22 protein-coding genes are annotated in these 24,904 nt (G+C 72.8%); 7 read left to right on the top strand and 15 right to left on the bottom strand.

The annotated features are described in order from the left end of the window. Positions 1 to 109: 109 nt before the first annotated feature. The 6 genes from SGUI_RS00790 to SGUI_RS00765 all read right to left on the bottom strand — a co-directional run bounded on the left by SGUI_RS00790 (position 110) and on the right by SGUI_RS00765 (position 7,718). Positions 110 to 925, bottom strand: a complete 816-nt coding sequence (locus tag SGUI_RS00790) for a TrmH family RNA methyltransferase (protein ID WP_066635021.1) — start codon at positions 923 to 925, stop codon at positions 110 to 112. A gap of 41 nt (positions 926 to 966) precedes the next feature. Further along, entirely contained in the window at positions 967 to 1,353 is a 387-nt protein-coding gene (gene rplT / locus SGUI_RS00785) for a 50S ribosomal protein L20 (protein WP_066635018.1), read from the bottom strand. Between the two features lie 49 nt (positions 1,354 to 1,402). Next, a complete protein-coding gene (gene rpmI / locus SGUI_RS00780) occupies positions 1,403 to 1,597 on the bottom strand; it encodes a 50S ribosomal protein L35 (RefSeq protein ID WP_022925542.1) in 195 nt (64 codons plus the stop codon). Positions 1,598 to 1,683: 86 nt separating this feature from the next. After that, positions 1,684 to 2,229: a translation initiation factor IF-3 gene (gene infC, locus SGUI_RS00775; protein WP_237141415.1), complete on the bottom strand. Its 546-nt coding sequence runs from the start codon at positions 2,227 to 2,229 to the stop codon at positions 1,684 to 1,686. A gap of 374 nt (positions 2,230 to 2,603) precedes the next feature. Next, positions 2,604 to 6,893 (bottom strand): S8 family serine peptidase, encoded by a 4,290-nt coding sequence (locus SGUI_RS00770; RefSeq protein WP_237141414.1) that lies wholly within the window; start codon positions 6,891 to 6,893, stop codon positions 2,604 to 2,606. Between the two features lie 282 nt (positions 6,894 to 7,175). Beyond that, positions 7,176 to 7,718 carry a winged helix-turn-helix domain-containing protein gene (locus SGUI_RS00765; RefSeq protein WP_157621685.1) on the bottom strand — a complete coding sequence of 181 codons (543 nt, stop codon included), beginning with the start codon at positions 7,716 to 7,718 and terminating at the stop codon, positions 7,176 to 7,178. Between the two features lie 209 nt (positions 7,719 to 7,927). On the opposite strand from SGUI_RS00765, the gene SGUI_RS00760 reads away from it, so the two are divergent. Both SGUI_RS00760 and SGUI_RS00755 read left to right on the top strand, forming a co-directional pair. Further along, a complete protein-coding gene (locus SGUI_RS00760; protein WP_066635002.1) occupies positions 7,928 to 8,395 on the top strand; it encodes a Fur family transcriptional regulator in 468 nt (155 codons plus the stop codon). Next, positions 8,392 to 9,951, top strand: coding sequence for a catalase (locus tag SGUI_RS00755; RefSeq protein WP_066635000.1), 1,560 nt, complete (start codon positions 8,392 to 8,394; stop codon positions 9,949 to 9,951). Before SGUI_RS00760 ends, SGUI_RS00755 begins: the two co-directional genes overlap by 4 nt. A gap of 87 nt (positions 9,952 to 10,038) precedes the next feature. Here the strand turns inward: SGUI_RS00755 and SGUI_RS00750 are convergent, their stop codons facing one another. The 6 genes from SGUI_RS00750 to SGUI_RS00725 are packed head-to-tail and all read right to left on the bottom strand — an operon-like array spanning position 10,039 to position 17,122. Next, on the bottom strand, positions 10,039 to 10,797 hold the full coding sequence (locus SGUI_RS00750) for an SseB family protein (RefSeq protein ID WP_066634997.1): 759 nt from the start codon (positions 10,795 to 10,797) through the stop codon (positions 10,039 to 10,041). Next, complete coding sequence (locus SGUI_RS17285; RefSeq protein WP_066634994.1) at positions 10,794 to 11,501, bottom strand: 1-(5-phosphoribosyl)-5-[(5-phosphoribosylamino)methylideneamino]imidazole-4-carboxamide isomerase; 708 nt, start codon at positions 11,499 to 11,501, stop codon at positions 10,794 to 10,796. Before SGUI_RS17285 ends, SGUI_RS00750 begins: the two co-directional genes overlap by 4 nt. Then, complete coding sequence (locus SGUI_RS17280; protein ID WP_066634991.1) at positions 11,498 to 12,139, bottom strand: hypothetical protein; 642 nt, start codon at positions 12,137 to 12,139, stop codon at positions 11,498 to 11,500. Before SGUI_RS17280 ends, SGUI_RS17285 begins: the two co-directional genes overlap by 4 nt. 9 nt (positions 12,140 to 12,148) lie before the next feature. Beyond that, positions 12,149 to 15,427, bottom strand: a complete 3,279-nt coding sequence (locus SGUI_RS00735) for a bifunctional [glutamine synthetase] adenylyltransferase/[glutamine synthetase]-adenylyl-L-tyrosine phosphorylase (RefSeq protein ID WP_066642462.1) — start codon at positions 15,425 to 15,427, stop codon at positions 12,149 to 12,151. A 14-nt stretch (positions 15,428 to 15,441) separates the two neighbouring features. Continuing rightward, the gene (locus tag SGUI_RS00730; RefSeq protein WP_066634988.1) at positions 15,442 to 16,770 is read right to left on the bottom strand and encodes a glutamine synthetase family protein; all 1,329 of its coding nucleotides are present in this window, start codon (positions 16,768 to 16,770) and stop codon (positions 15,442 to 15,444) included. 4 nt (positions 16,771 to 16,774) lie between these two features. Beyond that, positions 16,775 to 17,122, bottom strand: a complete 348-nt coding sequence (locus SGUI_RS00725; protein WP_066634985.1) for an MGMT family protein — start codon at positions 17,120 to 17,122, stop codon at positions 16,775 to 16,777. Between the two features lie 64 nt (positions 17,123 to 17,186). Here SGUI_RS00725 and SGUI_RS00720 point away from each other — a divergent pair, with 64 nt between their 5' ends. Continuing rightward, positions 17,187 to 18,188, top strand: a complete 1,002-nt coding sequence (locus SGUI_RS00720) for a TIGR03557 family F420-dependent LLM class oxidoreductase (protein ID WP_066634982.1) — start codon at positions 17,187 to 17,189, stop codon at positions 18,186 to 18,188. A 48-nt stretch (positions 18,189 to 18,236) separates the two neighbouring features. Here the strand turns inward: SGUI_RS00720 and SGUI_RS00715 are convergent, their stop codons facing one another. Next, positions 18,237 to 18,446, bottom strand: coding sequence for a hypothetical protein (locus SGUI_RS00715; protein ID WP_066634980.1), 210 nt, complete (start codon positions 18,444 to 18,446; stop codon positions 18,237 to 18,239). A 68-nt stretch (positions 18,447 to 18,514) separates the two neighbouring features. Between SGUI_RS00715 and map the strand changes: the two genes are divergently transcribed. The 3 genes from map (at position 18,515) to SGUI_RS00700 (ending at position 21,341) form a co-directional block, all read left to right on the top strand. Continuing rightward, entirely contained in the window at positions 18,515 to 19,375 is an 861-nt protein-coding gene (gene map / locus SGUI_RS00710) for a type I methionyl aminopeptidase (protein ID WP_066634974.1), read from the top strand. A gap of 70 nt (positions 19,376 to 19,445) precedes the next feature. Beyond that, complete coding sequence (ppgK, locus tag SGUI_RS00705; protein ID WP_066634971.1) at positions 19,446 to 20,204, top strand: polyphosphate--glucose phosphotransferase; 759 nt, start codon at positions 19,446 to 19,448, stop codon at positions 20,202 to 20,204. A gap of 180 nt (positions 20,205 to 20,384) precedes the next feature. Further along, positions 20,385 to 21,341, top strand: coding sequence for a type IV toxin-antitoxin system AbiEi family antitoxin domain-containing protein (locus SGUI_RS00700; RefSeq protein WP_066634966.1), 957 nt, complete (start codon positions 20,385 to 20,387; stop codon positions 21,339 to 21,341). Positions 21,342 to 21,450: 109 nt separating this feature from the next. Here the strand turns inward: SGUI_RS00700 and SGUI_RS00695 are convergent, their stop codons facing one another. Further along, a complete protein-coding gene (locus SGUI_RS00695; protein ID WP_066634963.1) occupies positions 21,451 to 22,908 on the bottom strand; it encodes a GuaB1 family IMP dehydrogenase-related protein in 1,458 nt (485 codons plus the stop codon). 38 nt (positions 22,909 to 22,946) lie between these two features. On the opposite strand from SGUI_RS00695, the gene SGUI_RS00690 reads away from it, so the two are divergent. Then, positions 22,947 to 23,612, top strand: coding sequence for an MBL fold metallo-hydrolase (locus SGUI_RS00690; protein ID WP_066634961.1), 666 nt, complete (start codon positions 22,947 to 22,949; stop codon positions 23,610 to 23,612). A 162-nt stretch (positions 23,613 to 23,774) separates the two neighbouring features. On the opposite strand, the gene SGUI_RS00685 is transcribed toward SGUI_RS00690, so the two are convergent. Next, positions 23,775 to 24,869 carry a VIT1/CCC1 transporter family protein gene (locus tag SGUI_RS00685; protein WP_083190395.1) on the bottom strand — a complete coding sequence of 365 codons (1,095 nt, stop codon included), beginning with the start codon at positions 24,867 to 24,869 and terminating at the stop codon, positions 23,775 to 23,777. Positions 24,870 to 24,904: the final 35 nt, after the last annotated feature.

Raw genomic sequence — 24,904 nt, 5'->3', positions numbered from 1 at the left:
GGCCCCACCCAGGCGAGGATCCGGGCACCCGCCCCCATCCTCACCGCATACCCGGCCCCACCCAAGGGAGGATCGGTGCGGCTGGACCGATCCTCCCCGGGTGGGGTGCTCAGGAGGAGCGGGCGGCGGCGGAGGCGTGCAGGCAGACGGTGGCGGCCATGGCCAGGTTGAGCGACTCGGCGCGGGTGATGGGTATGCGCACCCGCGCGTCGCAGCCGGAGCTCACCTCCGGCGGCAGCCCCCAGGCCTCGTTGCCCATGACCCACGCGTGCCGGCCGGTGAGCCCGGCATCCGGCAGCACGGTCTCGCCGGAGCCGTCCGCGGCGAGCAGCCGGATGCCCCGCTCCCGGCAGGCCGCGAGCAGCTCCCCGACGGGCGTGCCCACGCTCACCGGCAGGTGGAAGAGGGCGCCGACCGTGGAGCGCACGACCTTGGGGTTGTGGACGTCGACCGAGGCGTCGCTGACCAGCACCGCGTCGGCCCCGAAGGCACTGGCCCCACGCAGCACGGTGCCCGCGTTGCCGGGGTCGCGCACGTGGGTCAGCACCACCGCGAACCCGTCCTCCCCCACCGCGTCCAGCGCCCGCGCCAGGGGGACGTCGACCCGCTCGGCGACCGCCAGGACACCCTGGGGCGAGCCGGTGTCGGCCATCGCCGCCAGCACCGGCTCGGTGCAGCGGTGGACCGGCCGCCCGGCGGCCACGGCGGCGTCGACCAGCTCGCGGTGCCGCTCCCCCGCCTCCGCGGTGAGGTAGAGCCCGCGGGCCGAGCCGGCGGCATACCCCAGCAGCTCACGCACCGCCTGGGGTCCCTCCACGAGGAAGGTCCCGGATCGCTGCCGGGCAGCACGACGCCCCAGCGCGGCGACCTGCCGGACCCGCTCGCTGCGAGGGTTGCTCAGCAGCGGGAGGTCGGGATCGCTCATGCGCCGGGGCGTCGGTGGTGCCGGGTGCGAAGCGCCGCGGCTCAGGCGGCGGACTCGGCCTTGCTGCCCTCGGCCGGCACGTTGGCGCGGGAGAGCTCGACCAGAGCGGTGAAGGCGGCCTCGTCGTGCACCGCCAGCTCGGCCAGCATGCGGCGGTCGACCTCGACGCCGGCGGCCTTGAGGCCCTGGATGAACCGGTTGTAGGTCATGCCGTTGGCGCGCGCGCCGGCGTTGATCCGCTGGATCCACAGGCGACGGAAGTCGCCCTTCTTGTTCCGGCGGTCGTTGTAGCTGTAGACCAGGCTGTGGGTGACCTGCTCCTTGGCCTTGCGGTAGAGCCGGCTGCGCTGCCCGCGGTAACCGCTGGCGCGCTCCAGGACGACCCGACGCTTCTTGTGGGCGTTGACCGCCCGCTTCACGCGTGCCACGTGAGTACTCCTTGACTAGTTGCTGGGGTGAGAAAGTTCGGGGCTCAGGTCAGAGACCGAGCATCTTCTTGACCTTGCGGACGTCGCTGGGCGCGACCTCCTTGTCGTTCACGAGCCGGCGCGCGGCCTGGCTGGTGCGCTCCTGGAACTTGTGCACGTGGCGCGCGCGCTGGTGCATGATCTTGCCGGATCCCGTGACACGGAAGCGCTTCTTGGCACCGCTGTGGGTCTTCATCTTCGGCATGGGGCCGATCTCCTTCGTCGTCTCCGCCCGTGGTCGGGCGTGGTCCTTCGGGTATGCCGTGGGTCCGGGGCACGGGGCCCCGCACCTCACTGCGGGTCGGTGGCGAGGGTGGCCTCGTCGGTGGCGGTCTGGGCGCGCTCGGCGTCCCGCCGCTTGGCCTGACGGACCTGGGCCTTCTTGGCGGTGGGGCCGAGCACCATCACCATGTTGCGGCCGTCCTGCTTCGGGGCGCTCTCCACGTGGCCGAGCTCGGCCACGTCCTCGGCGAGGCGCTGCAGCAGCCGGAAGCCGAGCTCGGGCCGGGACTGCTCGCGGCCACGGAACATGATGGTGACCTTGACCTTGTCGCCGGCCTTGAGGAAGCGCACGACGTGGCCCTTCTTGGTGCCGTAGTCGTGGTCGTCGATCTTCGGTCGGAGCTTGATCTCCTTGATGACCGTGTTGACCTGGTTCTTGCGGGCTTCCCGGGCCTTCATGGCGGCTTCGTACTTGTACTTGCCGTAGTCCATGAGCTTGGCGACCGGGGGGCGCGCCATCGGGGCGACCTCGACCAGGTCGAGGTCGGCCTCGGCCGCCAGCCGCAGCGCGTCCTCGACGCGCACGATGCCGACCTGTTCCCCGTTGGGACCCACCAACCGCACTTCCGGGACCCGGATGCGGTCGTTGATGCGAGGCTCGCTGATGTGCCTGCTCCTTCGTCGTCGTGTCTGACGACCCCGGGCACCAGAAAGGCCTCCTGGCACCTGGTGCGCAAGAGGCCTGTCCCCCACGGTCCGGCGCAGCACGCACACCCTCAGGTATGCGCCGCAGCCGCCGCCCGGAGGCGGTGGCGGACCGTGTCGGACCCGGCGACCCGGAGGTCGGCGCGGGTGGGGGCGGGGCCCCTCTTGCACGTCGGACGCCGTGGCGCCCGACTGGTCGATTCATCAGTCTAGCAGACGGCAGGCCCGCCCCGACCGTGGTCGAGGCGGGCCCACCACCGGCATACGCCGGTGTCAGCGCCTGCTCAGCAGCCGATCTTGCGGAGGGCGTAGTCCTCCGTCACGATCCGCCCGCGGGGCACGCGGATCTCGTCCACGGTCGGTCGGTAGCCGTCCTTGGCGACGATCGCCTGGTACCTGTCGGTGAGCACCCAGTAGGCGTACGAACCGTCCTCCTCGGTGATGAGGCTGTAGCCGGCGTGGTCGCCCCGTCGCGGCGTGAGGTCCACGACGGCACCGCCCAGCCCGACCCGTGAGGAGTCGCACTCGACACCCTCCACGCTGCCCTGGAGCTTGCCCCAGTTGCGCGGCGGATTGACATGCATCGTCACGTCGATCGGGTCCAGGTCCTGCGGGGTGCTGGTCCGGATGCCGATGCCGGCGGTGTAGTCACCCGGCTGCGCCACGTTGGCGTCCGTGGTCACCCGCACCCGCACCCGGTCGCCCGGCTCGATGGTGAACTCCATCGGGTCCACCGTCAGCCAGTCGACGTCGGCGCCGGTGGCGCCGCAGTCGTCGTAGCCGGGCAGCTGCTCGGCCACGTCGATCGGGGTGAAGCCACCGGTGGACCCGCCGACCTTGGCGATGCCGCAGGCGGCACCTCCGCGGTAGACGGCCGCACTGCTGGCCGGCATCTCGACCCAGTCGCCGCTGGCACCGTCGAACGCGAAGCTCGCGTTCGTGACCGCGCCGCCCTGGACACCGCCGTTGACGATCATCTGACCGTTGGCGCCGGCCGACTGCCCGGCCCACACGTCCACCGGGGCGTCCGGCAGCGCGGTCCAGGAGTCGTCACCCGGGTCGTAGGCGTAGCTGTCGGCGATGCCGCCGGCTCCGTCGTTGCCTCCGGCGCAGATCACCTGGCCGTCGACGCCACCGCACGAGGCGAAGGCGACCGCCACGGGGTAGTCGGCCAGCTGGGTCCAGCTGTCCGCTCCCGCGTCGTAGGCCATCACCGCGTCGGTGGTCGGCAGGCAGTCCGCGGTGGTGCACCCACCGACGGAGTACAGCAGCCCGTCCACCACGGCGGTCCCGGCAGCCGAGACCGCGACCGGGGCGTCGGCCCCGCCGGTCCAGGCGTCCGCGCCCGCGTCGTAAACGTGGGTGGCGGTGGACACGCCACCGTCGACCCAGCCACCGCTGGACACGATCTGCCCGTTGACGGATCCTGCCGTGACCGCCGAGGCGGCCTCGGGCAGAGGCGCGACCGCGGTCCAGGCCATTCCCTCGGCGTCGTACCGGTTCACGTCCGCGAAGGCGGCCGTGCCGGTCGTCCCGCCGAGGGTGTACCAGGTGCCGTCGAGGTTGACGACGCGGTTGTCCATGGCCACGCGCGGGTAGTTGCCCAGCGGCGTCCAGGGATCGGCGGCGACCCGCAGTGGGTCGGCCGCACCGGCCTTGCCCATGCCGGAGGCTGCGGCGCCGAGCGAGGTCTCCACGTCCAGCGAGACCACCTCACCACCCTCGCCCTCGGCGGCGGCACCCATCGTGTCCCGGCTGCCGTCGACGCGGAGGATCTCCACCTCGCCGGCCTGCTCGGTCAGCGTGACCTCGGCCGAGCCGGACCCGGTGTTGGTGAACGTCACCCGGTGGCGGCGCTCCGAGCCCAGCGGCTGGTAGACCTCGATCTCGTCGGTGTCCACCTCGATGAAGCCGGACCCGAGGCTGAAGTCGGCCCGGACGGCGGCGGAGTCCTCCACCGTGACGTCCTGCGTGACCGAGGAGTAGCCGCGGGCGCTGGCCTCGAACGGGTGGGTCCCCGGGGTGCCCGAGAACAACCAGTAGAAGCCGTCGTCGAGGTTCTCGTCCGCCGGCGTCGCCGTGGTGAGCGCGGTCTCCTCCGGCACGTCGAGGTTGGTCACCGTGGCGCCCACGACGCCGGTGCCGTCCTCCTCGGCGTAGACGTTGCCGACCACGTAGCCGCCCTCGCCCGTGGGCGAGCACACGCGGTTGCCGAGGAAGACGTCGTCCACCTCCCACCACCAGTCGTACTCCGCCTGGTACATGTGGAAGGCGACCCGGACGTCGCTCTCGCCGGCCGCGTCGGGCAGCGGGATGACCTGCTCGTCCGGCCCACGCACCGAGGCGTCCTGGGACAGCACCGTGGTCCACGTCTCGCCACCGTCGAGGCTGACCTCGACGTCGGCGAGGTCGTCACCGAGGGCATACCAGTCCTGGCGGAAGCCGACCACCGGCTCGGACAGGTCCGACATGTCGGCGCTGGGGCTGATCAGCAGGCTGTCCTGCGATCCGCCCGAGCCGTAGAAGTCGGAGTCCAGGACGGCGAAGTTGCCCTCGCCGCCGGTGAGGTTGTCCCGACCGCCCGGGTTGTCGAAGGCCCAGACCTCGCCGGTGCCGGCGTTGTCGACGACCTCCCAGCCCTCGGGCGCGGTGGTGTCGTCGAAGCTCTCGGTGACACCGTCGACGACGTACTCGTACCCCGGCGCGATGCAGGTGGCCGAGTCGACCGGGACCGAGACGTCGAGGGAGTCACCGGAGGTGGCCTCGACGGTCGGCGCCGTGTAACCGGGGTACTGCACCTGCACCGTGAGGTCGAAGGTCTCCCCCTCGGGAAGGTCCAGCGAGAACTCACCCGTCTCCGGGTCGGTGAAGGTCGCCGCCGGCGTGCCCTCGGCGCTGACGCGGGCATACAGGGGGAAGCCGTATCCCGAGCCGTCCGTGACCGTGCCGGTGACCGCACCGCTCGCGACCGGGTCCAGCGCGGCGTCCACCGTGGTGGTCTCACCCGCCGTGACCGTGGCGCTCGCCGTGGCGGTGGCGTAGCCGAACTTGCTCATCGTGAGGTCGTAGTCACCCGCCGAGAGCTGAGCCTCGTAGGTGCCCTCCTCGTCGGTGAGCAGGCTGCGCTCGATCGGGCCGACGACCTCGACCGAGGTGTCCGGCAGCGGGTCGCCGCTGGAGGCGTCGGTGACGGTGCCCTCCAGGGTGCCCGCGTCGCCGATCGGCGCCGAGTTCACCAGCTCGAGGGCGTCCAGCCGGCCCTCGCCGAAGACGTTGTTGTCCTCGGCCGTGCCACCGCACTGCAGGTCCTCGGTGTTGACGGCCGAGCCGTCGAGCAGCCCTCGCGTGCCGTCCACGTCGCCCACCAGGGCGGGCGCGCCGGACCAGGCGAGCGCCACCGCGCCCGCCACGTGCGGCGAGGCCATCGAGGTGCCCGAGTAGACGGCATACCCGTTGCCGGGGACCGAGGACCGGACCGCGCTGCCGGGTGCGGAGATGTTGGGCTTGATCTCGCCGTCCTGACCCGCGCCGCGTCCGGAGGTCCCGGAGATGGTGTGACCGCTGTTGTAGTTGCCCACGGAGTAGGCGACGATGCGGCTGCCGGGCGACCCGGCGCTCTCGCAGGCCGGGCCGCTGTTGCCGTTGGCGAAGACGCCGAACTGGCCGCTCGCCGCCCAGGCCTCGATGACGTCCTCCATGAAGGGGGCCGTCGAGGGGCCCTGGGTGCCCCAGCTGTTGTTGATGACGTGGGGGCGCTTGGAGACGTCCGGGTTCTCACCCTCGAGGTCCCGCGGCTCGAGCATCCACTGGCCCGAGGCGATGAGCGCGGCGTCGGTGGGGCAGCAGCCGTTGGCCGCGATCCACTTCGCGCCCGGCGCCACCCCCACCTGGTTGTCCCCGCCGTCGTCGCCGACCATCGTCCCGGTCACGTGCGTGCCGTGCCCGTCGTTGTCGGCAGGCGCGTCGGGCGAGGTGCCCGCGGCGTCGAACCAGTTGTAGTTGTGGTCGAAGGTGCCGTCCCCGTTGTTGCCGCGGTAGGCGTTGACCAGGGCGGGGTGGTCGAACTGGGCGCCGGTGTCGATCGAGGCGACGACGACCCCCTCGCCCCGGATGCCGAGGTCCTCCCACACCGCCGGGGCGTTGATGTCGTCGACCCCCCACTCGACGGCCGCCGGGGCCATCTGCTGGTCCTCCTCCTTGAGGTCCGGCACCTCGATCGTCAGGGTCGGGTAGATCCCCTCCACCCCGCCGGCCGAGGCCATCGAGGTCACGAGGTCCAGGTCCGCGCCGCCGACCCGGATCGAGTTGGTGGCCCAGAACGCCTGGTAGTCGACGTCCTGCGTGTCCAGCTGTTCCTTGAGGTCGGCCTGGCTGGCGTCGGCCGATGCCTGCAGAGCATCGACGACGGCCTGACCGCGCTTGTCCCAGTCCTGGATCGTGGAGAACTGACTCAGGTCGGGACGGTCGGCGAAGCGCACCCAGACATCGGCCCGCCCCCCGCTCGCCACCTGCTCGTCGACCTGGGCGTCGATCTTGTCGTCCAGACTCGGCTCGAGCCCCCCGGGTGCCGCCACGGCCGGCACCGTGGCCGCCAGCCCTGAGGCAACGAGGGCGCCGGCGGCAAGACCTGCACACCAGCGTCGTCGCGGATTCGAATGCATGAACTGTCCTCTCGGTTGAGGGTGATGTCGGGTGACATACGTCACCCCGACCCGTCGAACCTAGGGAGGCGGGCGTGCGCAGAACAACGACAGGACGTGGGCAACACGTGCACAAAGTGGGTAGTTGGCGGAACCCCGGATCCGGCCGGACAGCACTGGATCGACGCCCCTGCCGGACGCCGATCCCGCTCCCCGTCACAGGCTCCTGAGGGCACCTCCGCGCAGCGGCGCCAGGGGCGCGAGCCGGAAGCCGACGCCGCGCACGGCGGCGAGGTGGACCGGGGCGGAGATGGCCTCGAGCTTGACCCGCAGCCGCCGCACGACGGCGTGGAGGTGGGAGCAGTCACCGGTGTACGTCGTCCCCCACACCGTGCTGGTCAGGTCGGCGAAGCTGAGCACGCGGCCCGGGTCGGCCAGCAGGGCCTCGAGCAGGCCGTACTCCAGGGGGGTGAGCTGCTCGCTCTCCGGGGCGTGCACCACGCTGCGGCTGTCGGCGTCCAGCCGCAGGCCGCCCGGTTGCGGGAGCCGTTCCGGCACGTCGCCGGCGAGCGCCTCGCGGGCCTCGGCCACCGAGCCCACGACGAGGACGGTGCCGGGCCAGCCGGCCCCGGCCAGGCTGGCGAGGTGACCGGCGGTCGCCTCGGAGAGCACGACCACCATCGCAGGTTCGGTCTCGGTGCTCCCCTCGGACACCGGCGCAGCGGGCACCCGGGAAGGTATGCCGTCCGTCGCCGTCACCCGTCACCTCTCTGCCCTCTGTGCGCCTCCCCCGGCGCCACTCGTGCGGTTCACGCTAGGAGGGGGTGAGGTGCATCACAAGGTCCTTGACCAACTCCATACCCAGGTTTTGCCCAGCCTTTGCGTTTGCCGTCGCCGGCCACCGGCGGGCGGGCGCACTCAGCCTGCCCTAACTTGAGTGGTTCAAGTTGCGGTGGTCGGATCGGGGCATGAGCACGACCGACCTCGCCCCGGCCCTGCGTGGTGCCGGGCTGCGGGTGACCCGCCCTCGGCTGGCGGTCCTCGGCCTGCTGCAGGAGAACCCGCACGCGGACGCCGCCCAGGTGGTCGCGCTCGCGCGCCGGCGCGCCGACGGGATCTCCGTCCAGGGGGTCTACGACGTGCTGTCCGTCCTGTGCGGAGCAGGCCTGGTGCGGCGCATCCAGCCGGCCCACGCCGTCGCCCGCTACGAGCTCGACCTCGGGGACAACCACCACCACGTCGTCTGCCGCTCCTGCGACGTCCTCGTCGACGTCCCCTGCGCCGTCGGCTCGGCCCCCTGCCTCGACCCCGCCCCCGCGCTCTCGGTCGGCTTCGACGTCGACGAGGCCGAGGTCATCTACTGGGGCCTGTGCCCGGACTGCCGACCCGACCCCTCAGCTGCCCGCATGTCCACCACCACCAAGGAGAAGGTATGACCTACCCCGGATACATCAACGCCGAGCACTCCGGCGAGGGCCCCCAGCCCACCGGCTCCACGACGAGCAACGGTGCCGCCAACCCCTCGGACCGCAACAGCCTCTCGGTGGGACCCAACGGCCCGCTGCTGCTGCACGACGTGAGCCTCATCGAGGCGCTGGCCTCCTTCGACCGCGAGAAGGTGCCGGAGCGGCTGCCGCACGCCAAGGGCTCGGGCGCCTTCGGCACTTTCGAGACCACCGAGGACGTCACCGCCTACACCAAGGCCGGCATCTTCCAGCCCGGCGCGAGCAGCGAGGTCATCACCCGCTTCTCCACCGTGGCCGGCGAGCAGGGCTCCCCCGACACCTGGCGCGACGTCCGCGGATTCTCGGTGCGGTTCTACACCGACGAGGGCAACCTCGACCTGGTCGGCAACAACACGCCGATCTTCTTCGTCCGCGACCCCATGAAGTTCCCCAACTTCATCCGGTCCCAGCGCCGCACCCCGGACAGCGGGCTGCGCGACCCCAACATGCAGTGGGACTTCTGGACCGCCCACCCCGAGTCGGCGCACCAGGTGAGCTACCTCATGGGTGACCGCGGTCTGCCGAAGACGTGGCGGCAGATGAACGGCTACTCCTCGCACACCTACATGTGGGTCAACGGGTCCGGTGAGCGCTTCTGGGTGAAGTACCACTGGCACAGCGACCAGGGTGTCGAGAACCTCAGCAACGAGGAGGCCGAGCAGCTCGCCGGCGCCGACGCCGACTACCACCGGCGCGACCTCTTCGACGCGATCGAGCGCGGGGACCACCCGAGCTGGACGCTGTCCGTGCAGGTCATGCCCTACGAGGACGCCAAGACCTACCGCTACAACCCGTTCGACCTCACCAAGGTGTGGCCGCACTCGGACTACCCGCTCATCAAGGTGGGCCGGATGACGCTGAACCGCAACCCGGAGAACTGGTTCGCCCAGATCGAGCAGGTGGCCTTCAGCCCGTCCAACCAGGTGCCGGGCACCGGCGTCTCCCCGGACAAGATGCTGCTGGCGCGCGTCTTCTCCTACCCGGACGCCCAGCGGCACCGGATCGGCGCCAACTTCACCCACCTGCCGGTCAACCAGCCCAAGGTGCAGGTCAACGCCTACCAGTTCGACGGCCCCATGGCCTACCTCCACTCCGGCAGCCAGCCGACCTATGTCGGCAACGCCTACGGGCGTCCGTGGTCGGACGAGACCGGCCCGGTCGAGAACGGCTGGGAGGCCGACGGCGAGCTGGTGCGCCAGGCCTACGACCTGCGCGAGGACGACGGCGACTTCGTCCAGCCCGGGATGCTGGTCCGCGAGGTCTACGACGACGCCCAGCGCGAGCGGCTGGCCCAGACGGTCGGCGGCATGATGGGCGTCTGCGACCCGCAGGTGCGCGAGCGGGTCTACGAGTACTGGCGCAACATCGACCAGGCCGTGGGCGAGCGCATCGAGCAGATCGCGCTCGAGGCGCAGGACGGTCCCGACGCCGCGGAGCGCGAGCTCCTGCGCGAGGAGGAGGGCGACCTCATCGGCGGTCGTCGCTGACCTGACCCCCTGTCATCGGTGTGCCACCTCCGTCGGCCCGACGGAGGTGGCACACCGTTCGTGCGTCCGGGTGGGGTATGCCGCCGCTCAGGCGGTGAGGAGCCGGAAGGTCACGGCGTCGATCCGGGCGCGGGTCTCCGCGTCCACCGCCAGCCCCTCGCCCACCCGGGTCACCAGCGCCTGGACCTGCGGACCGGTGAGGCCCGGGCGCAGGCCGAGCTCGACGACGAGCTCCCCGGCGGTCCCCGACAGCCGGTGCGCCAGCACGTCGTCCTCGGGCGCCACGGTCGCCGCGACGGCCCGCAGCACCTGGTCGTCCCGGTGCGCCGGCACCCACTCCCGGGCCATGGCGAGGGCCCAGACCATCGAGCCGCTCAGGGTGTATGCCGCCGCGCCCGGCGCCGGCGGAAGGTCCAGCGGGATGACGGTACACCCCTCCTGCACGGCGGCCAGCGCCGCGCGCTGCGCGGTCACTGGCACCGGCCGCGCCTGCGGGTCCCAGGCCGTCAGGGCGGTGGTGCTGGTGAAGGCGGGCAGCGCCCGCTGGCCGTCGGGCGCGACGAGCGTCACCGCGGCCATGTCGCTGCTCGCGTCCGCCGGGATGCCCGAGGAGGTGTCGACCTCCCCCGGCACCGCCACGACGGGCACGATGAGCCGTGCCTCGGAGAGGGCGGCCACCACCTCGCCGGGCGCCGGGTCGTCGCCGTCGAGCAGCCGGGCCAGTCGCCCGTCCGCCTCCCCGGTGTCGCCGTCGAAACCGGTGCCGGTGAGGGTGCGCCCGGCCCAGGGGGTCCCGGCGGTGTCGGCGCCGTCCTGCGGACGGTGGCCGGAGAAACGGTCGCTCACGCGCAGACCTCCAGGGCGTCGCGCAGGGTGAAGGCACCCTCGTGCAGGGCGGCCCCGAGCACCAGCTCGTCGACGGCCTCGCTGGCGCGCAGCCGGGTCAGGTCGGCGAGGTCGGCCACGCCCCCGGACGCCGTGACCGGGGAGCCGACGAGCTCGGCCACCGAGGCGAACAGGTCCAGGTCGGCGCCGCTGCGACGGCCGTCCCGGGAAGCGTCGGCCACCAGCACCCGGATCCGCCCGTCCCGCAGCGCCGGGTGACCGGCCAGCACTTCCGCGGTCGGGCCGAGGACCAGCGGGGTGCCGCGGGCGACGACCTGGCCCTCCCGGACGTCGACGGCGACGACCAGCCGCTCCCCCAGGGTGGCGGCGGCAGCCTCGACCAGGGCGGGTTCGGACAGGGCCGAGCTCGCGAGGACGACCCGGCTGGCGCCCGTGCCCGCCGCCCACGCGACGTCCGCGGTGGTGGCGATGCCCCCGGACAGCTGCACCGGCACGGGTATGCGCCCGAGCAGCTCGGTCATGAGGTCGGGGTCTCCCCCGCGCCCGAACGCCCGGTCCAGGTCGACGAGGTGCAGCATCGCGGCGCCCTGGTCGACGAGGTCGGTGGCGATGCGCAGGGGATCGTCCGGCGCGCCGTCACGCGCCTGGGCCGCGCGGCCCCCGGCGACGTCCACGGCGGGCAGCAGGGTCAGGGTGCCGGTCACGACAGGACGCCCAGCTCCTGCCGCAGCCGGACCGAGTCGCGCACGGCGTCCTCGAACCACCCGACCTGGCGGCGGTCGGGCACGACCCGCACCGCACCGGGCAGGTCGTCGGCGCGGGCGGGCTCCTCGACGAGCCGGGTCCCCGGCAGGCCGAGGGTCGCCATGACCGCCTGCAGCATGCGGGCCGGCCGTACCCCGGTCTCGTGCAGCAGCTCCACGAGCTCGTCCCGCGTGCCGGGGTCCGCGCCCGCGAGCCGCACCAGCTCGGCCGGTCCGGCCAGGTCGAGGCCCGGGGGGCGCAGCAGGCCCTGCTCGGGCTCCCACACCACCCAGCGGACCCGCCGGCGGCGTCCTGCGGGGTGCGCGGTGACGAGGGCGCGCCCGTCGACCTCGTAGAAGCCCAGGCCGGGCCCTGCCTTGGCGGACAGCACCCGGCAGGCGCTGACCAGACCGCCGTCCTCGTAGGGCGGACCCGCCTGCGAACCGCCTCGGGTGACCACCGCGGTCCATCCCTCCAGCGGCACCACCGTCACGGGCACGACGCTCGCCCCGACCCAGGCGTCGACCTCGGCCCGGGGCCCCGCCGACAGCAGCAGCCCACCCGATCGCGCCGGGTCGGTGGGGGGCTCGGGGGTCACGCACCCATCCTACGGATCGGTGGGCCCGCCCTCGTCCTCGCCACGGCGGGGGCGACGGGACCGGCCGAAGGGATCCTGGCGCGGCGTCGGGAAGTGTCCCGCCGAGCGCGGCGGCGAGGACACCCGGGGACGCCCGAAACCGTCCGTGCGGCGGTCCCGCGCCGCGCCGCGGCGGGTCGACCCACCGCCGAAGCGGCCGGCCGCGGAGTCGGTCGCGCGCCCCTCCTGGGCGTGCCGGGGCGGCTTGTTGCCGTAGAGCAGCCGCTCCACCACCTCGCGCGAGTGCCGGGCTATCCGCCGCCAGTCCTGGGCGAGGGAGGCCCCGCTGCCGGCGGGCCGGCGCATGACGCGCGACATCCCCTCGGCGTCCCGCAGGTCGCTGGGCACGCTGTCGACGGCCCGACCCCGCCAGACGATGCCCGCGTCGCGCAGCTGCGAGGCCGTGGTCCAGGCGTGCAGCAGCGGGTGCAGGTCCCGCTCGGTGAGCAGCCCGGCGCCGCCCGCCGCACGCAACGCGTCGATCGTGCTGGTGGTGCGCAGCCCGGGGTGCTCGTACGCGTGCTGCAGCTGCAGCAGCTGCACGACCCACTCGACGTCGGACAGGCCGCCCAGCCCCAGCTTGAGGTGGGTGCGCGGGTCGGCGCCGCGGGGCAGCCGCTCGGCCTCCATCCGGGCCTTGAGCTTGCGGATCTCGCGCACGGCGGCCTCCTCGATGCCACCCTCGGGCCAGCGCAGCGGCTCGATCATCTCGGTGAAGGCCTTCCCCAGCCCGGGATCGCCGGCCACCGGCCGCGCCCGCAGCAGTGCCTGCGACTCCCAGCCGGCCGACCAGCGCTCGTAGTAGGTGCGGTAGCCCGCGAGGCTGCGGACCAGGGGCCCGCCCTTGCCCTCGGGGCGCAGGGCCGCGTCGAGCTCGAGCACCGGGTCCGGTCCCGGGCCGGACAGCCCGCGGCGCAGCTCGGCGACGACGTCGCCGGCCTGCTCGGCCGCCAGGTCGGGGTCGTCGCCGACGACGTCGTAGACGAACATGACGTCCGCGTCACTGGCATACCCCACCTCACGGCCCCCGAGCCGGCCCATGCCGATGAGCACGAGGGCCATGGCGGGCTCCTCCTCGCGCCGGGCCAGGACCCGGCGTGTCGCGACCCCCAGCGCCCCCTCGAGGTAGGCGTCGGTGAGGTCGCTCAGCGCCTGACGGACGTGCGGCCCGTCCCACCCCGCCGCCAGGTCGCCGAGCACGATCCGGACCAGCTCCCGGGCACGCACCTTCCGGACCGAGGCGAAGGCCTCCTCGGCGCTGGGCTGCCGCTGGGCGGCAGCACTCATCCGGGCGACGAGCGCCTCCTTGTCCGGGGGCGCCACCAGCTCGTTCTCGTCACCGAGCAGCGAGACGGTCTCGGGGCTGCGGATGAGCAGGTCGACGGCATACCGGCTGGAGGACAGGACCCGCGCGAGGCGCTGGGCGGCGCTGCCCTCGTCGCGCAGCATCCCGAGGTACCAGTGCGTCGTGCCCAGCGCGTCGCTGATCCGGCGGAAGGCGAGCAGGCCGGAGTCGGGGTCGGCGCCGTCGGCGAACCAGGAGAGCATGACCGGCAGCAGGTGCCGCTGGATGGTCGCCCGGCGGCTCAACCCCTCGGTGAGCGCCTCCAGGTGCCGCATGGCGCCGGCCGGGTCCCGGAAGCCGAGCGCGGCCAGGCGCTCGCGGGCGGCCTCGGGCGAGAGACGTGCCTCGTCGCTGGACAGCCGGGCGACGGCCGAGAGCAGCGGACGGTAGAACAGCCGCTCGTGCAGGCGACGAACCTCCCGGCGCACCGCCTTCCACCGCTGCGTGACCGCCCGGTCCGCCTCGCCCCGCTCCCCCAGGAGCCGCCCGAGACGGCGCAGGTCGGCCTCGCTCGTCGGCATGAGGTGGGTGCGCTTCATGCGGTGCAGCTGCACCCGGTGCTCCAGACAGCGCAGCAGCCGGTAGGCGTCGTCGAGGCTGCGCGCGTCCGGGCGCCCGACGTAGCCGCCGTCGCGCAGCGCGGCCAGCGCCTCCAGCGTCGTGCGCGAGCGCAGGCTGGTGTCGGACCGGCCGTGCACCAGCTGGAGCAGCTGGACGCTGAACTCGATGTCCCGCAGACCCCCCGGGCCCAGCTTGATCTGCCGGTCCACCTCGTCCCGTCGGACATGCTCCTCCACCCGGCGACGCATCGACTGCACCTCGTCGACGAAGTTCTCGCGGCCGGCGGCCTCCCAGACCATCGGCTCCACGATCTCCAGCCACCGGCGGCCGAGATCGCCGTCCCCGGCGACCACCCGGGCCTTGAGCAGCGCCTGGAACTCCCACGTCTTGGCCCAGCGCTGGTAGTACTCCCGGTGCGAGCCCAGCGAGCGCACCAGCGGACCGTGCTTGCCCTCCGGCCGCAGCGCCGCGTCCACCTGCCACAGCGTGCCCTCGGCGGTGGACTCACCGCAGATCCGCATCACCGCGCTCGCCAGCTTTCCACCGACCTCCAGGGCGTCCTGCTCGGGGGCCTCGCCCCGCGGTCCGGCGAGGAAGATGACGTCGACGTCGGAGAGGTAGTTGAGCTCCCGGCCGCCCGTCTTGCCCATGCCGACGATGCAGAGGTCGCAGGTCTCCTCGCCGTCCACCTCCGCCCGAGCGAGCAGCAGCGCCGCCTCCAGCGCGGCCGAGGCCAGGTCGGCGAGCGCGCCGCCGACCGCGGGCAGCAGCGACACCGGGTCCGTGGAGACGAGGTCGGCGGTCGCGAGCCGGAGCAGCTGGCGCCGGTAGGCGACGCGCAGCGCGTCGGCGCCCTCCCGCCCCTGCAGCCCGCGGACCGCCTCGACGATGGACCAGGCCTCGGGCAGCTCCCCCTCGGCCACGTCGCGCACGTGCTCGGGATGCCGCAGCAGCGACTCGCCGAGGGCCTGGGTGCCCCCGAGCAGCGCCAGGAGGCGCCGCCGTGGCTCGCCGCCCCCGAGGACGACGGGCCGGGTCGCCTCGTCGGTGCGGGTGCCGTCGGCGCCGGTCGAGCGCGGGTCCAGCAGCCGGACGAGCAGCAGCAGTGCCGCGTCCGGGTCCCCCGTGGCGCCCAGGTCGGAGACCAGGGAGGCCACGTCGACGTCCCCGTCACCGGTGTCGGCGCCCTCCCGCAACCGGTCGAGCACCTCCTCGAGCAGCCTCCCCGCCCGCTCCCCGTCCTGGAAGCCGCCGCGCGCGAGCTCGGTGGCGCCGACCCGACCGGGCTCCGCGGACGCGCGACGTCCGGCGGTCGGGCGAGGGTCGCGCTCTGCGGAGTACACGGCATACCCCCTGGTCACAGGTGGAGCAGGTAGCGGTCCAGCTCGAACTGCGTCACCTGGGACCGGTAGTCGCCCCACTCCTGCCACTTGTTGCGCAGGTAGAAGTCGAAGACCTGCTCGCCGAGGACGTCGGCCACCAGCTCGGACTCCTCCATCACCGCCACGGCCTCGCCGAGGCTCTGGGGCAGGGGGTCGATGCCCATGGCGCGGCGCTCGGCGTCGGTGAGCGCCCAGACGTCGTCCTCGGCCTCGGGCGGCAGGTCGTAGGCCTCCTTGATCCCACGCAGGCCGGAGGCCAGGACGAGGGCGTAGGTGAGGTAGGGGTTGCAGGCCGAGTCGATCGAGCGGACCTCGATCCGGCGCGAGTGGCCCTTGCCCATGGAGTACATCGGGACGCGGGCCAGCGCGGAGCGGTTGTTGTGGCCCCAGCACACGTGCGCCGGCGCCTCGCCGCCGCCCCAGAGCCGCTTGTAGGAGTTGACCCACTGGTTGGTGACGGCGCAGATCTCCCGGCTGTGCGCGAGCACGCCCGCCATGAACCGGCGGCCGGTCTGGGACAGCTCGTAGCTCGCGCCCGGCTCGTAGAAGGCGTTGCTGTCGCCCTCGAAGAGCGAGACGTGGGTATGCATGCCCGAGCCCGGCTGCTGCGCGAGCGGCTTGGGCATGAAGGAGGCGAAGGCCTTCTCGTGCAGCGCGACCTCCCGGACCACGGTGCGGAAGGTCATGATGTTGTCCGCCATCGACAGGGCGTCGGCGTAGCGCAGGTCGATCTCCTGCTGCCCGGGGCCGCCCTCGTGGTGGCTGAACTCCACCGAGATGCCCATCTGCTCCAGCATCTCGATGGCCGCACGGCGGAAGTCGTGGCCGTCGCCGCGGGCGACGTGGTCGAAGTAGCCGGCCTGGTCCACGGGCACCGGTCCGCGGGCCGACTCGTAGGGCTCGCGGAAGAGGTAGAACTCGATCTCGGGGTGGGTGTAGAAGGTGAAGCCCTCCTGGCCCGCGCGGTCGAGGGCGCGGCGCAGGATGTTGCGCGAGTCGGTGGACGCCGGTGTGCCGTCGGGCATGTTGATGTCGCAGAACATCCGGGCGGTGCGGTCGCGCCACGGGAGCACCTGGAAGGTGTCGGCGTCCGGCTGGACGATCATGTCCGCCTCGTAGACCCGGGTGAAGCCCTCGATGACGCTGCCGTCGATGCCGATCCCCTCGGCGAACGCCTGCTCCAGCTCCGCCGGCGCCACGGCGACCGACTTCAACGTGCCCATGAGGTCGGTGAACCAGAGCCGGACGAACCGGATGTCCCTCTCCTCGATGGTGCGGAGGACATACTCCTGCTGGCGGTTCATGGCCTCATCCTGCCGCATCGTCCAGGTCGGCCGCCGCGCGGGCGTAGTCCTCTCCCAGCCGGTCGAGGTCGGCGTGGTGGTCCGCGAAGCGGCAGCCGGATCCGGAGTCCTTGAGAGCGATGCCCTCCTGCTCCCAGTGCGGTCGGGCGCGGGCCAGCAGCGCCTCCGGGAGGTCGCCGACCCGGTTGGTCACCCGCCACCACGTGACGTTGATGCCCCAGTGGCTCATGATCGACCCGACGTGCCGCGGCCGGAGGCCGACGAGGTCGCCGAGGTCGCCGTAGGAGACGACGCGGCCCGGCGGCACCTGCTCCACCGCCCGCAGCACCCGCTCGACGTGCACCTCGTCCATCCCGCGCACGCTACCCGTCGCTCGGGCCGTCGCGGCGTCGGTGGCTGCGCCTACGCTGGTCGGCATGAGCGATCTCACCGTCGGGTATGCCGCCATGCTGGAGCAGTTCCACCCCTCCGAGGCGGTGGCCCTCACGGCCGCCGCCGAGGAGCACGGCTTCTCCGGGTGCATGGCCGCCGACCACTTCGCCCCGTGGGTGCCGCACCAGGGACAGTCGGCCTTCGTGTGGAACGTCCTCACCGCCGTGGGCGAACGCACGACCGGTGACCTGGGGCCCGGCGTGGTCTGCCCGAGCTTCCGCTGGCACCCGGCGGTGGTCGCGCAGGCGGCCGCGACCCTGGAGGCGATGTACCCGGGCCGCAGCTGGCTCGGGGTCGGCGCCGGGGAGGCGCTCAACGAGCACGTCCTGGCCGGCTACTGGCCCGAGGCCGGTGAGCGCTCGCGCCGGATGTTCGAGGCGGTCGACCTCATCCGGCAGCTCTTCGACGCCTCGCTGGAGGGCAAGGACACCAAGTTCGCCGGCGAGTTCTTCAAGATGGAGACCACCCGGCTCTGGACGATGCCGGAGGCCGCGCCGCCCGTGCTCGTCGCGACCGCCGGCCCGGTCAACGCGAAGAAGACCGGGCGGCACGCCGACGGCATCATCACCGTCGGGGCGCCGCGGGACAAGATCGAGATGCTGCTGGGGCGCTTCGCCGACGGGGCGCGGGAGGCCGGCAAGGACCCGGACACGATGCCCAAGGTGCTCCAGCTGCACCTGTCCTGGGCCGAGACGGACGAGCAGGCGCTGGAGAACGCCATGACCGAGTGGCCCAACGGCGGGATGAAGTTCGGCAAGGCGGACATCCGGTCGCCGCACGACTTCGCGGCCATGGCCCAGCTGGTCCGGCCCGAGGACTTCGAGGGCCGCATGGTCATCTCGAGCGACCCGGACGAGCACCGCGCGCACATCCAGGACCTGCTCGACCTCGGCTTCGACCGGGTCTACCTGCACAACGTGGGGAAGAACCAGCGCGAGTGGCTGGAGGTCTTCGGTCGCGAGGTGCTGCCGAAGCTGCACCGGTGAGCGTCCGGAGGACGGGCGGGAGGCATACCCGTCACGACGGGGCGGGTCTCACCCCTTGTCGTTGAACGGGTTGTTGTCCCAGTTGTCGTCCTCGCGCTCCGCGTCGTCCCACTTCTCGGTCTTCTCGGCCGCGATCTCGTAGGCGCGCGAGGCCTCCTCCTCGCTGCCGTAGGGGCCCATGAGGTCGCCGCTGCGCGCGAGCTCCGGGTCGTCCCCCCGCTGCACCGTGCCGGACTTCGTGTTGAACCAATACTCCATCTGCTGACCTCCCGTGCGACGCCGACGTGCGTGCCGCCGGGACGTCGGCGGCACCTAGACTTCACCCTATGCCCACCCTCACCCCGATCGCTCCCGGACAGGTCAGCCCGCGACGCCCGGTGCCGGGCTCGATCGCCCGCCCGGAGTACGTCGACCGTCCCGCGCCGGCACCGTTCCGCGGGTCGGAGGTCAAGGACGCGCAGACCATCGAGGCGATGCGCGTGGCCGGGCGGCTGGCGGCGCAGGCGCTGCAGCTGTGCGGCGAGATGGTCCGGCCGGGCGTCACCACCGACGAGATCGACCGGGCCGGGCACGAGTTCCTGCTCGACCACGGCGCCTATCCCTCCACCCTGGGCTACCGCGGCTTCCCCAAGTCGCTGTGCACCTCGGTCAACGAGGTGATCTGCCACGGCATCCCGGACGACCGGGAGCTGCGCGAGGGCGACATCTGCAACATCGACATCACGGCATACCTCGGCGGTGTCCACGGCGACAACAACGCGACCTTCCTCGTCGGCGAGGTCGCCGAGGAGACGCGGCTGCTCGTCGAGCGCACCCTCGAGGCCCTCGACCGGGCCATCCGGGCCGCGCGCCCGGGGCGCGAGATCAACGTCATCGGGCGGGTCATCGAGAGCTATGCCGACCGCTTCGGCTACGGCGTGGTCCGGGACTACACCGGGCACGGTGTCGGTGAGGCCTTCCACTCCGGGCTCGTGATCCCGCACTACGACGCGGCGCCGGACTACGACACCGTCATCGAGCCGGGCATGACCTTCACCATCGAGCCGATGCTCAACCTCGGGAGCCCGGACTGGACCGAGTGGGAGGACGGCTGGACGATCCTCACCGCAGACGGGGCGCCGTCGGCGCAGTTCGAGCACACCCTGCTCATCACCGACGACGGCGCGGAGATCCTCACCCTTCCGTGACGTCAGGGGGCTGACGCGGCGGGCCCCGCCCAGGGCGTACTCTCGGGGCAGTCACCACGAGGGAGTGAACATGGCCACGAAGAACGTGCTCGGCGTCGACATCGGGGGCAGCGGCATCAAGGGTGCCCCGGTCGACCTCAAGAAGGGCGAGTTCGCCACCGACCGCAAGCGGATCCCCACCCCGGAGGAGTCCACGCCCGAGGCGGTCGCGGAGGTCGTCGCCGAGATCGTGGACAAGTTCGACGACGACATCGGCGGCAAGAGCCCCGTGGGCATCACGCTGCCCGCGGTGGTGCACCACGGGACGGTGCGCACCGCGGCCAACATCGACCCCTCCTGGATCGGTGCGGACGCCGACGCCCTCTTCACCGAGCGGGTGGGCCGGTCGGTCTTCGTCATGAACGACGCCGACGCCGCCGGCGTGGCCGAGATGCACTACGGCGCGGGGCGGGGCAACGAGGGCGTCGTGCTGCTGACGACGCTGGGCACCGGCATCGGCACCGCGCTGTTCATGAAGGGCGAGCTGCTGCCCAACACCGAGCTCGGCCACCTCGAGCTCGACGGCTACGACGCGGAGACCCGGGCGGCCAGCTCCGCGCGCGAGAACGAGGACCTGTCCTGGGAGGACTGGGCCGAGCGGCTCCAGCGCTACTACTCCCACGTCGAGGACCTGCTCTGGCCCGACCTCATCATCGTGGGCGGCGGCGTCTCGAAGAAGGCGGACAAGTACCTCCCGCTGCTGCACACGCGCGCCCCGATCGTCCCGGCGCAGCTCAAGAACGACGCCGGCATCATCGGCGCCGCCTGGCAGGCCCAGCACCTGGGCTGAGGCTCGATTCGGTCCCGCTCTCGACTGGACGCCTCGACGTCACTCAGGAGCCCCCTCGAGAGGGATCCTGAGTGACGAACCGGCGCACAGAGGACATACCGGCTCCCGGACACGGCCGGAGTTGTCCACAGATGTCCGCACGGCGCCCCACCGGGGGTCGACATGCGCCAGCGTTGACCCATGCATCCCGAGCTCCAGGCCTTCCTCACCACGCACTACCACGTCGTCACCACCCGGGAGGCGGCGGGCCTGGGCTTCAACCGCGAGGTGCTGCGGCGTCTCGTGCAGCGCAAGATCCTGACCCGCGTGGCGCGTGGGGCGTACGTCCAGACCTCGGTCCTCCTCGAGCAGCGTCACCTCACGGACCGGCACGTCCTGCGCGCCCGCGCCCTGCTCCGCTGGCACCCGGAAGGATGGGCCGCGAGCCACACGACCGCAGCGCTGCTGTGGGACCTGCCCCTCCTCGACGCCGGCCTGGAGCGGGTGCACCTGTGCCATGCGACAGCGACGGGCAACTGCCGCCGCTACGAGCGGTATACCGTCCACACCTTCCCCGGTGCGAAGCACCTGGACGCCACCGCGGAGCCCAGGAGGGTGGACCTCGCCACGGCTGTCGTGGGGGTTGGCCTGGTCGCCCCTCGCCGCTCCTGCGTCGTGGCGGCCGACGCGGCGCTGCACCGGCAGCTGGTCACCGTCGACGAGCTCGACGAGGCCCTGGGGCGGCAGACGCACGTGCCGGGGATCGGTGGCGCGCGGGCGGCGATCCGCCTCGCCGACGCCAGCAGCGAGTCACCCGGGGAGACGCTGCTGCGGCTGATCCTCGCCGACCTCGGGCTCGTGGCGATCCCCCAGTACCGCATCGTGGAGAACGGGCACGACATCGCCCGGGTCGACTTCTACCTGCCGCAGCTCGGTGTCGTGCTCGAGTTCGACGGCCGGGTCAAGTACGACGGGCACGAGGGCGCGGCGGCGCTGGCGGCGGAGAAGGGACGCGAGGACCGGATCCGCTCCCTGGGATATGGCGTGGGTCGCGTCGTCTGGTCGGATCTCGACGGCACGTGTGCGGTGGACGCGATCGTGCGTCAGGCCGCACGCGGGGCCCGGCCGGCGATCATCGCCACCGGGCGGCCTGCCTGACGGGGACGTCTTCGAGCCTCGACGTCACTCGCGAGCCTGTTCGAGGGGGCTCATAGATGACGAAGGGGCTCCCAGAAGACGAACTCGCGCGCAGAGGCGTCCGGCCCGCTCACCAGGAGGTATGCCGGGGGCGCCCCTCGTCGTAGCCGGCCGCTCCCTGGATGCCGACGACAGCACCGGTGTGGAACTCCCCGATCGTGCGTGCGCCGGCATACGTGAAGGCCGAGCGCACCCCGGAGACGATCTGGTCGACGAGATCCTCGACCCCCGGCCGCGCCGGGTCGACGAACATCCGGCCCGAGGAGATCCCCTCCTCGAAGAGCGCGGCCCGGGCCCGGTCGAAGGCGGACATCTCCCGGGTGCGGTGGCGCACCGCCCGGGCCGACGCCATACCGAAGGACTCCTTGTAGAGCCGCCCGTCGGTGTCGTGGATGAGGTCGCCCGGGGACTCCAGCGTCCCGGCGAACCACGAGCCCACCATGACCGAGGCGGCGCCGGCGGCGAGCGCGAGCGCGACGTCGCGGGGGTACTTCACGCCGCCGTCTGCCCACACGTGCGCCCCGAGCTCACGGGCCGCGTCCGCGCACTCCAGCACGGCCGAGAACTGCGGGCGGCCGACCCCGGTCATCATCCGGGTCGTGCACATCGCGCCCGGGCCGACGCCGACCTTGACGATGTCGGCTCCCGCCGCGACGAGGTCCTGGGTGCCGGTGCGGGAGACGACGTTTCCCGCGGCGATCACCACGCGGACGCCGGTGCTCTCATGGTGGGCGTCCCGGGCCTCGACGACGAGGGGCAGGGCGTCGATCATCTTGTCCTGGTGACCGTGGGCGGTGTCGACGACGAGGACGTCCGCGCCCGCGTCCAGCAGGTCGGCCGCCTTGGCCCGCACGTCACCGTTGATGCCGACCGCGGCGCCGACGCGGAGCCGACCGTCGGCATCCAGCGCCGGGGTGTAGATGCCGGAGCGGACGATGCCGGTCCGGGTCAGCACGCCGAGGAGCTGGTCGTCCCGGACGACCGGCGCCATACCCGCGCGTGTCTGCTCGAGCTCGTCGAAGGCGCTGCGCGGGTCGACGCCGTCCTCGAGCACCACTCTCGGCGGCTCCATGACGTCGCGCACCGAGGCGAAGCGGTCCACCCCGTCGGTGTCGTCCTCGGTGACGATCCCGACCGGCCTGCCGCCCTCGACGACGACCGCCGCGCGGTGGGCACGCTTGGACATGACGGACAGCACCTGCGCCACCGGGGCGGCGGGGTCGATGGTGATGGGGGTCTCGTAGAGCGGGTGGCTGGCCTTGACCTGCTCGATCGTGGCACGCACCTGGGGCAGCGGGATGTCCTGGGGCAGCACCGCGATCCCGCCACGCCGGGCGACGGTCTCGGCCATCCGGCGGCCCGCCACCGCCGTCATATTGGCGACGACCAGCGGCAGCGTGGTGCCGGTGCCGTCCGCGGTGGTGAGGTCGACGTCGAGGCGCGAGGTCACCGACGAGCGGGACGGGACCATGAAGACGTCGTTGTAGGTCAGGTCGTGCGCCGGCTCCATGCCGTTGAGGAACTCCACGGGAGGCAAGGCTACGTGGCTGCGCCTAGGGTGAGGGTATGCGGATCACCCACCTCGACCATGCCTGCCTGCTCGTCGACGTCGCGGACCAGCGGATCCTCATCGACCCGGGGGTCTTCTCCGAGCTCGAGGACCTCACCGGGCTCACCGCCGTCGTCGTGACCCACCAGCACCCCGACCATCTCGACCCCGAGCGCATCGACGCCCTCCTCGACGCGAACACCGACGCCCGGGTGCTCATGGAGGCCGACACGGCGGAGTCGGTGGAGGACGCCGGGTATGCCGACCGCGTGGAGGTGCTGCGTGACGCCACCTCGGTGGCTCTCGGCGACGGGACCGTGGAGCTGACCGGTGTCGGGGAGCGGCACGCGGACATCCACCCCTACGTGCCACGGATCGGCAACACCGGGGTGGTCGTGCGCGCGGCCGACGAGCCGGTGCTCTACCACCCCGGGGACGCGCTCGACGGCGAGCCCGGTGAGGTCGACCTGCTCGGGGTCCCGGTGAGCGCCCCCTGGGGCAAGGTCGCCGAGGCCATCGCCTTCGTGCGCCGGATCGCCCCCTCCCGGGCCATCGTTCCTATCCACGACGGGCTGCTCAACGAGCAGGGCCGTGGGATGTACGTCACCCACATCGGCGACTTCGGCGCCGACGGCGGGGTCGAGGTGCTCGACCTGCGCGGCGCGGGACCGACCGAGGTCTAGGGAACACTTCTGCCCGTTTTCGACTGCTCCTTTGTTCGCCATGGCGAACAAAGGAGCAGTCGAATTCCGGCAGGTCGGCGCAGACCGTGCGGCCGGTCGGCGCAGACCGTGCGGCCGGTCAGCGCAAAGCGTGCGGCCGGTCGGCGCAGACCGTGCGGCGGGTCAGCCGATGCCGGCTGCGCCGAAGGCCAGGCCGAGGAGATAGGTCGCGATGGCGGCGCCGTAGCCGATGAGCAGCTGGCGCAGGCCGCGGGCGAGCGGGGAGGCGCCCGAGAGCACGCCGACGACGGCTCCGGTGACCATGAGCGCCAGCCCGACCAGGAGCATCGCGATCCCTGCGGCGACCAGCCCGGACGCGCCGAGCAGGTAGGGCAGCACCGGGATCAGGGCGCCGGAGGCGAAGAAGCCGAAGCTGGCCAGCGCCGCGCCCCACGGGTTGAGGACGGCGTCCTGGTCGTCGGCGTCCGTCGCCGCCGCCGGCACGGCGTCCTCCGGCGCGTGACCGGCCCGGGCGACCTGCCCCAGCACGTCGGCGGCCCGGGCGCGGGCGTGGTCCCGGTCCATGCCCCGGGCGCGGTAGACGAGCTCGAGCTCGTTGGTCTGCAGGTCCAGCTCCCCCAGCGCCCGGTGGGTCCCGGTGGCGGGCTGCGAGGCGGAGAGCAGCTCCCGCGCCGAGCGGACCGAGATGTACTCCCCCGCCCCCATCGACAGCGCCCCGGCCAGGAGCCCGGCCATGCCGGCCGCCAGGACGACCGCCCCAGACACCCCCGTGCCGGCCATGCCCATGATGAGCGCCAGGTTGGAGACCAGACCGTCGTTGGCGCCGAAGACGGCGGCACGGAAGTTGCCGGACAGCTGCAGCCGCCCCCGGGCGGCGAGGCCGCGCAGCACCTCCTCGTGGACCTGCTCGTCCGCGGCCATCGAGGTCGCCGCGTCCTGCTCCTGGGCATACTGGTTGTCCGACTTCGAGCGCTGCAGCAGGGCGAGCACGAAGACCATGCCGAAACGTCGCGCCAGCCAGGCCTGCACCCGGTGGCTGAGGTTGGCCCGAGGCGGGGGGTCTGCCTGGTCCCCCAGCAGCTCGATCCAGTGCCCGGCGTGCCGCTCCTCGGCCCGGGCGAGCGACAGCAGGATGTCGCGCTCCTCCCCCTGCCGGCGCGCGGCGACGTCGCGGAAGACCTGGATGTTGGCGCGTTCGTCGGCGAGGTGGCGGCGCCAGCGACGTAGGTCGGCGGGCGCGGGCTGGCGGGTCGTCACGCGCACTGAGTCTACGTCTGGTCGACGGGGCGTCC

The sequence above is a fragment of the Serinicoccus hydrothermalis genome (assembly GCF_001685415.1).
In the GTDB taxonomy this organism is placed as follows: Bacteria; Actinomycetota; Actinomycetes; order Actinomycetales; family Dermatophilaceae; genus Ornithinicoccus; species Ornithinicoccus hydrothermalis.
This window is presented reverse-complemented; position numbering and strand designations above follow the sequence as displayed.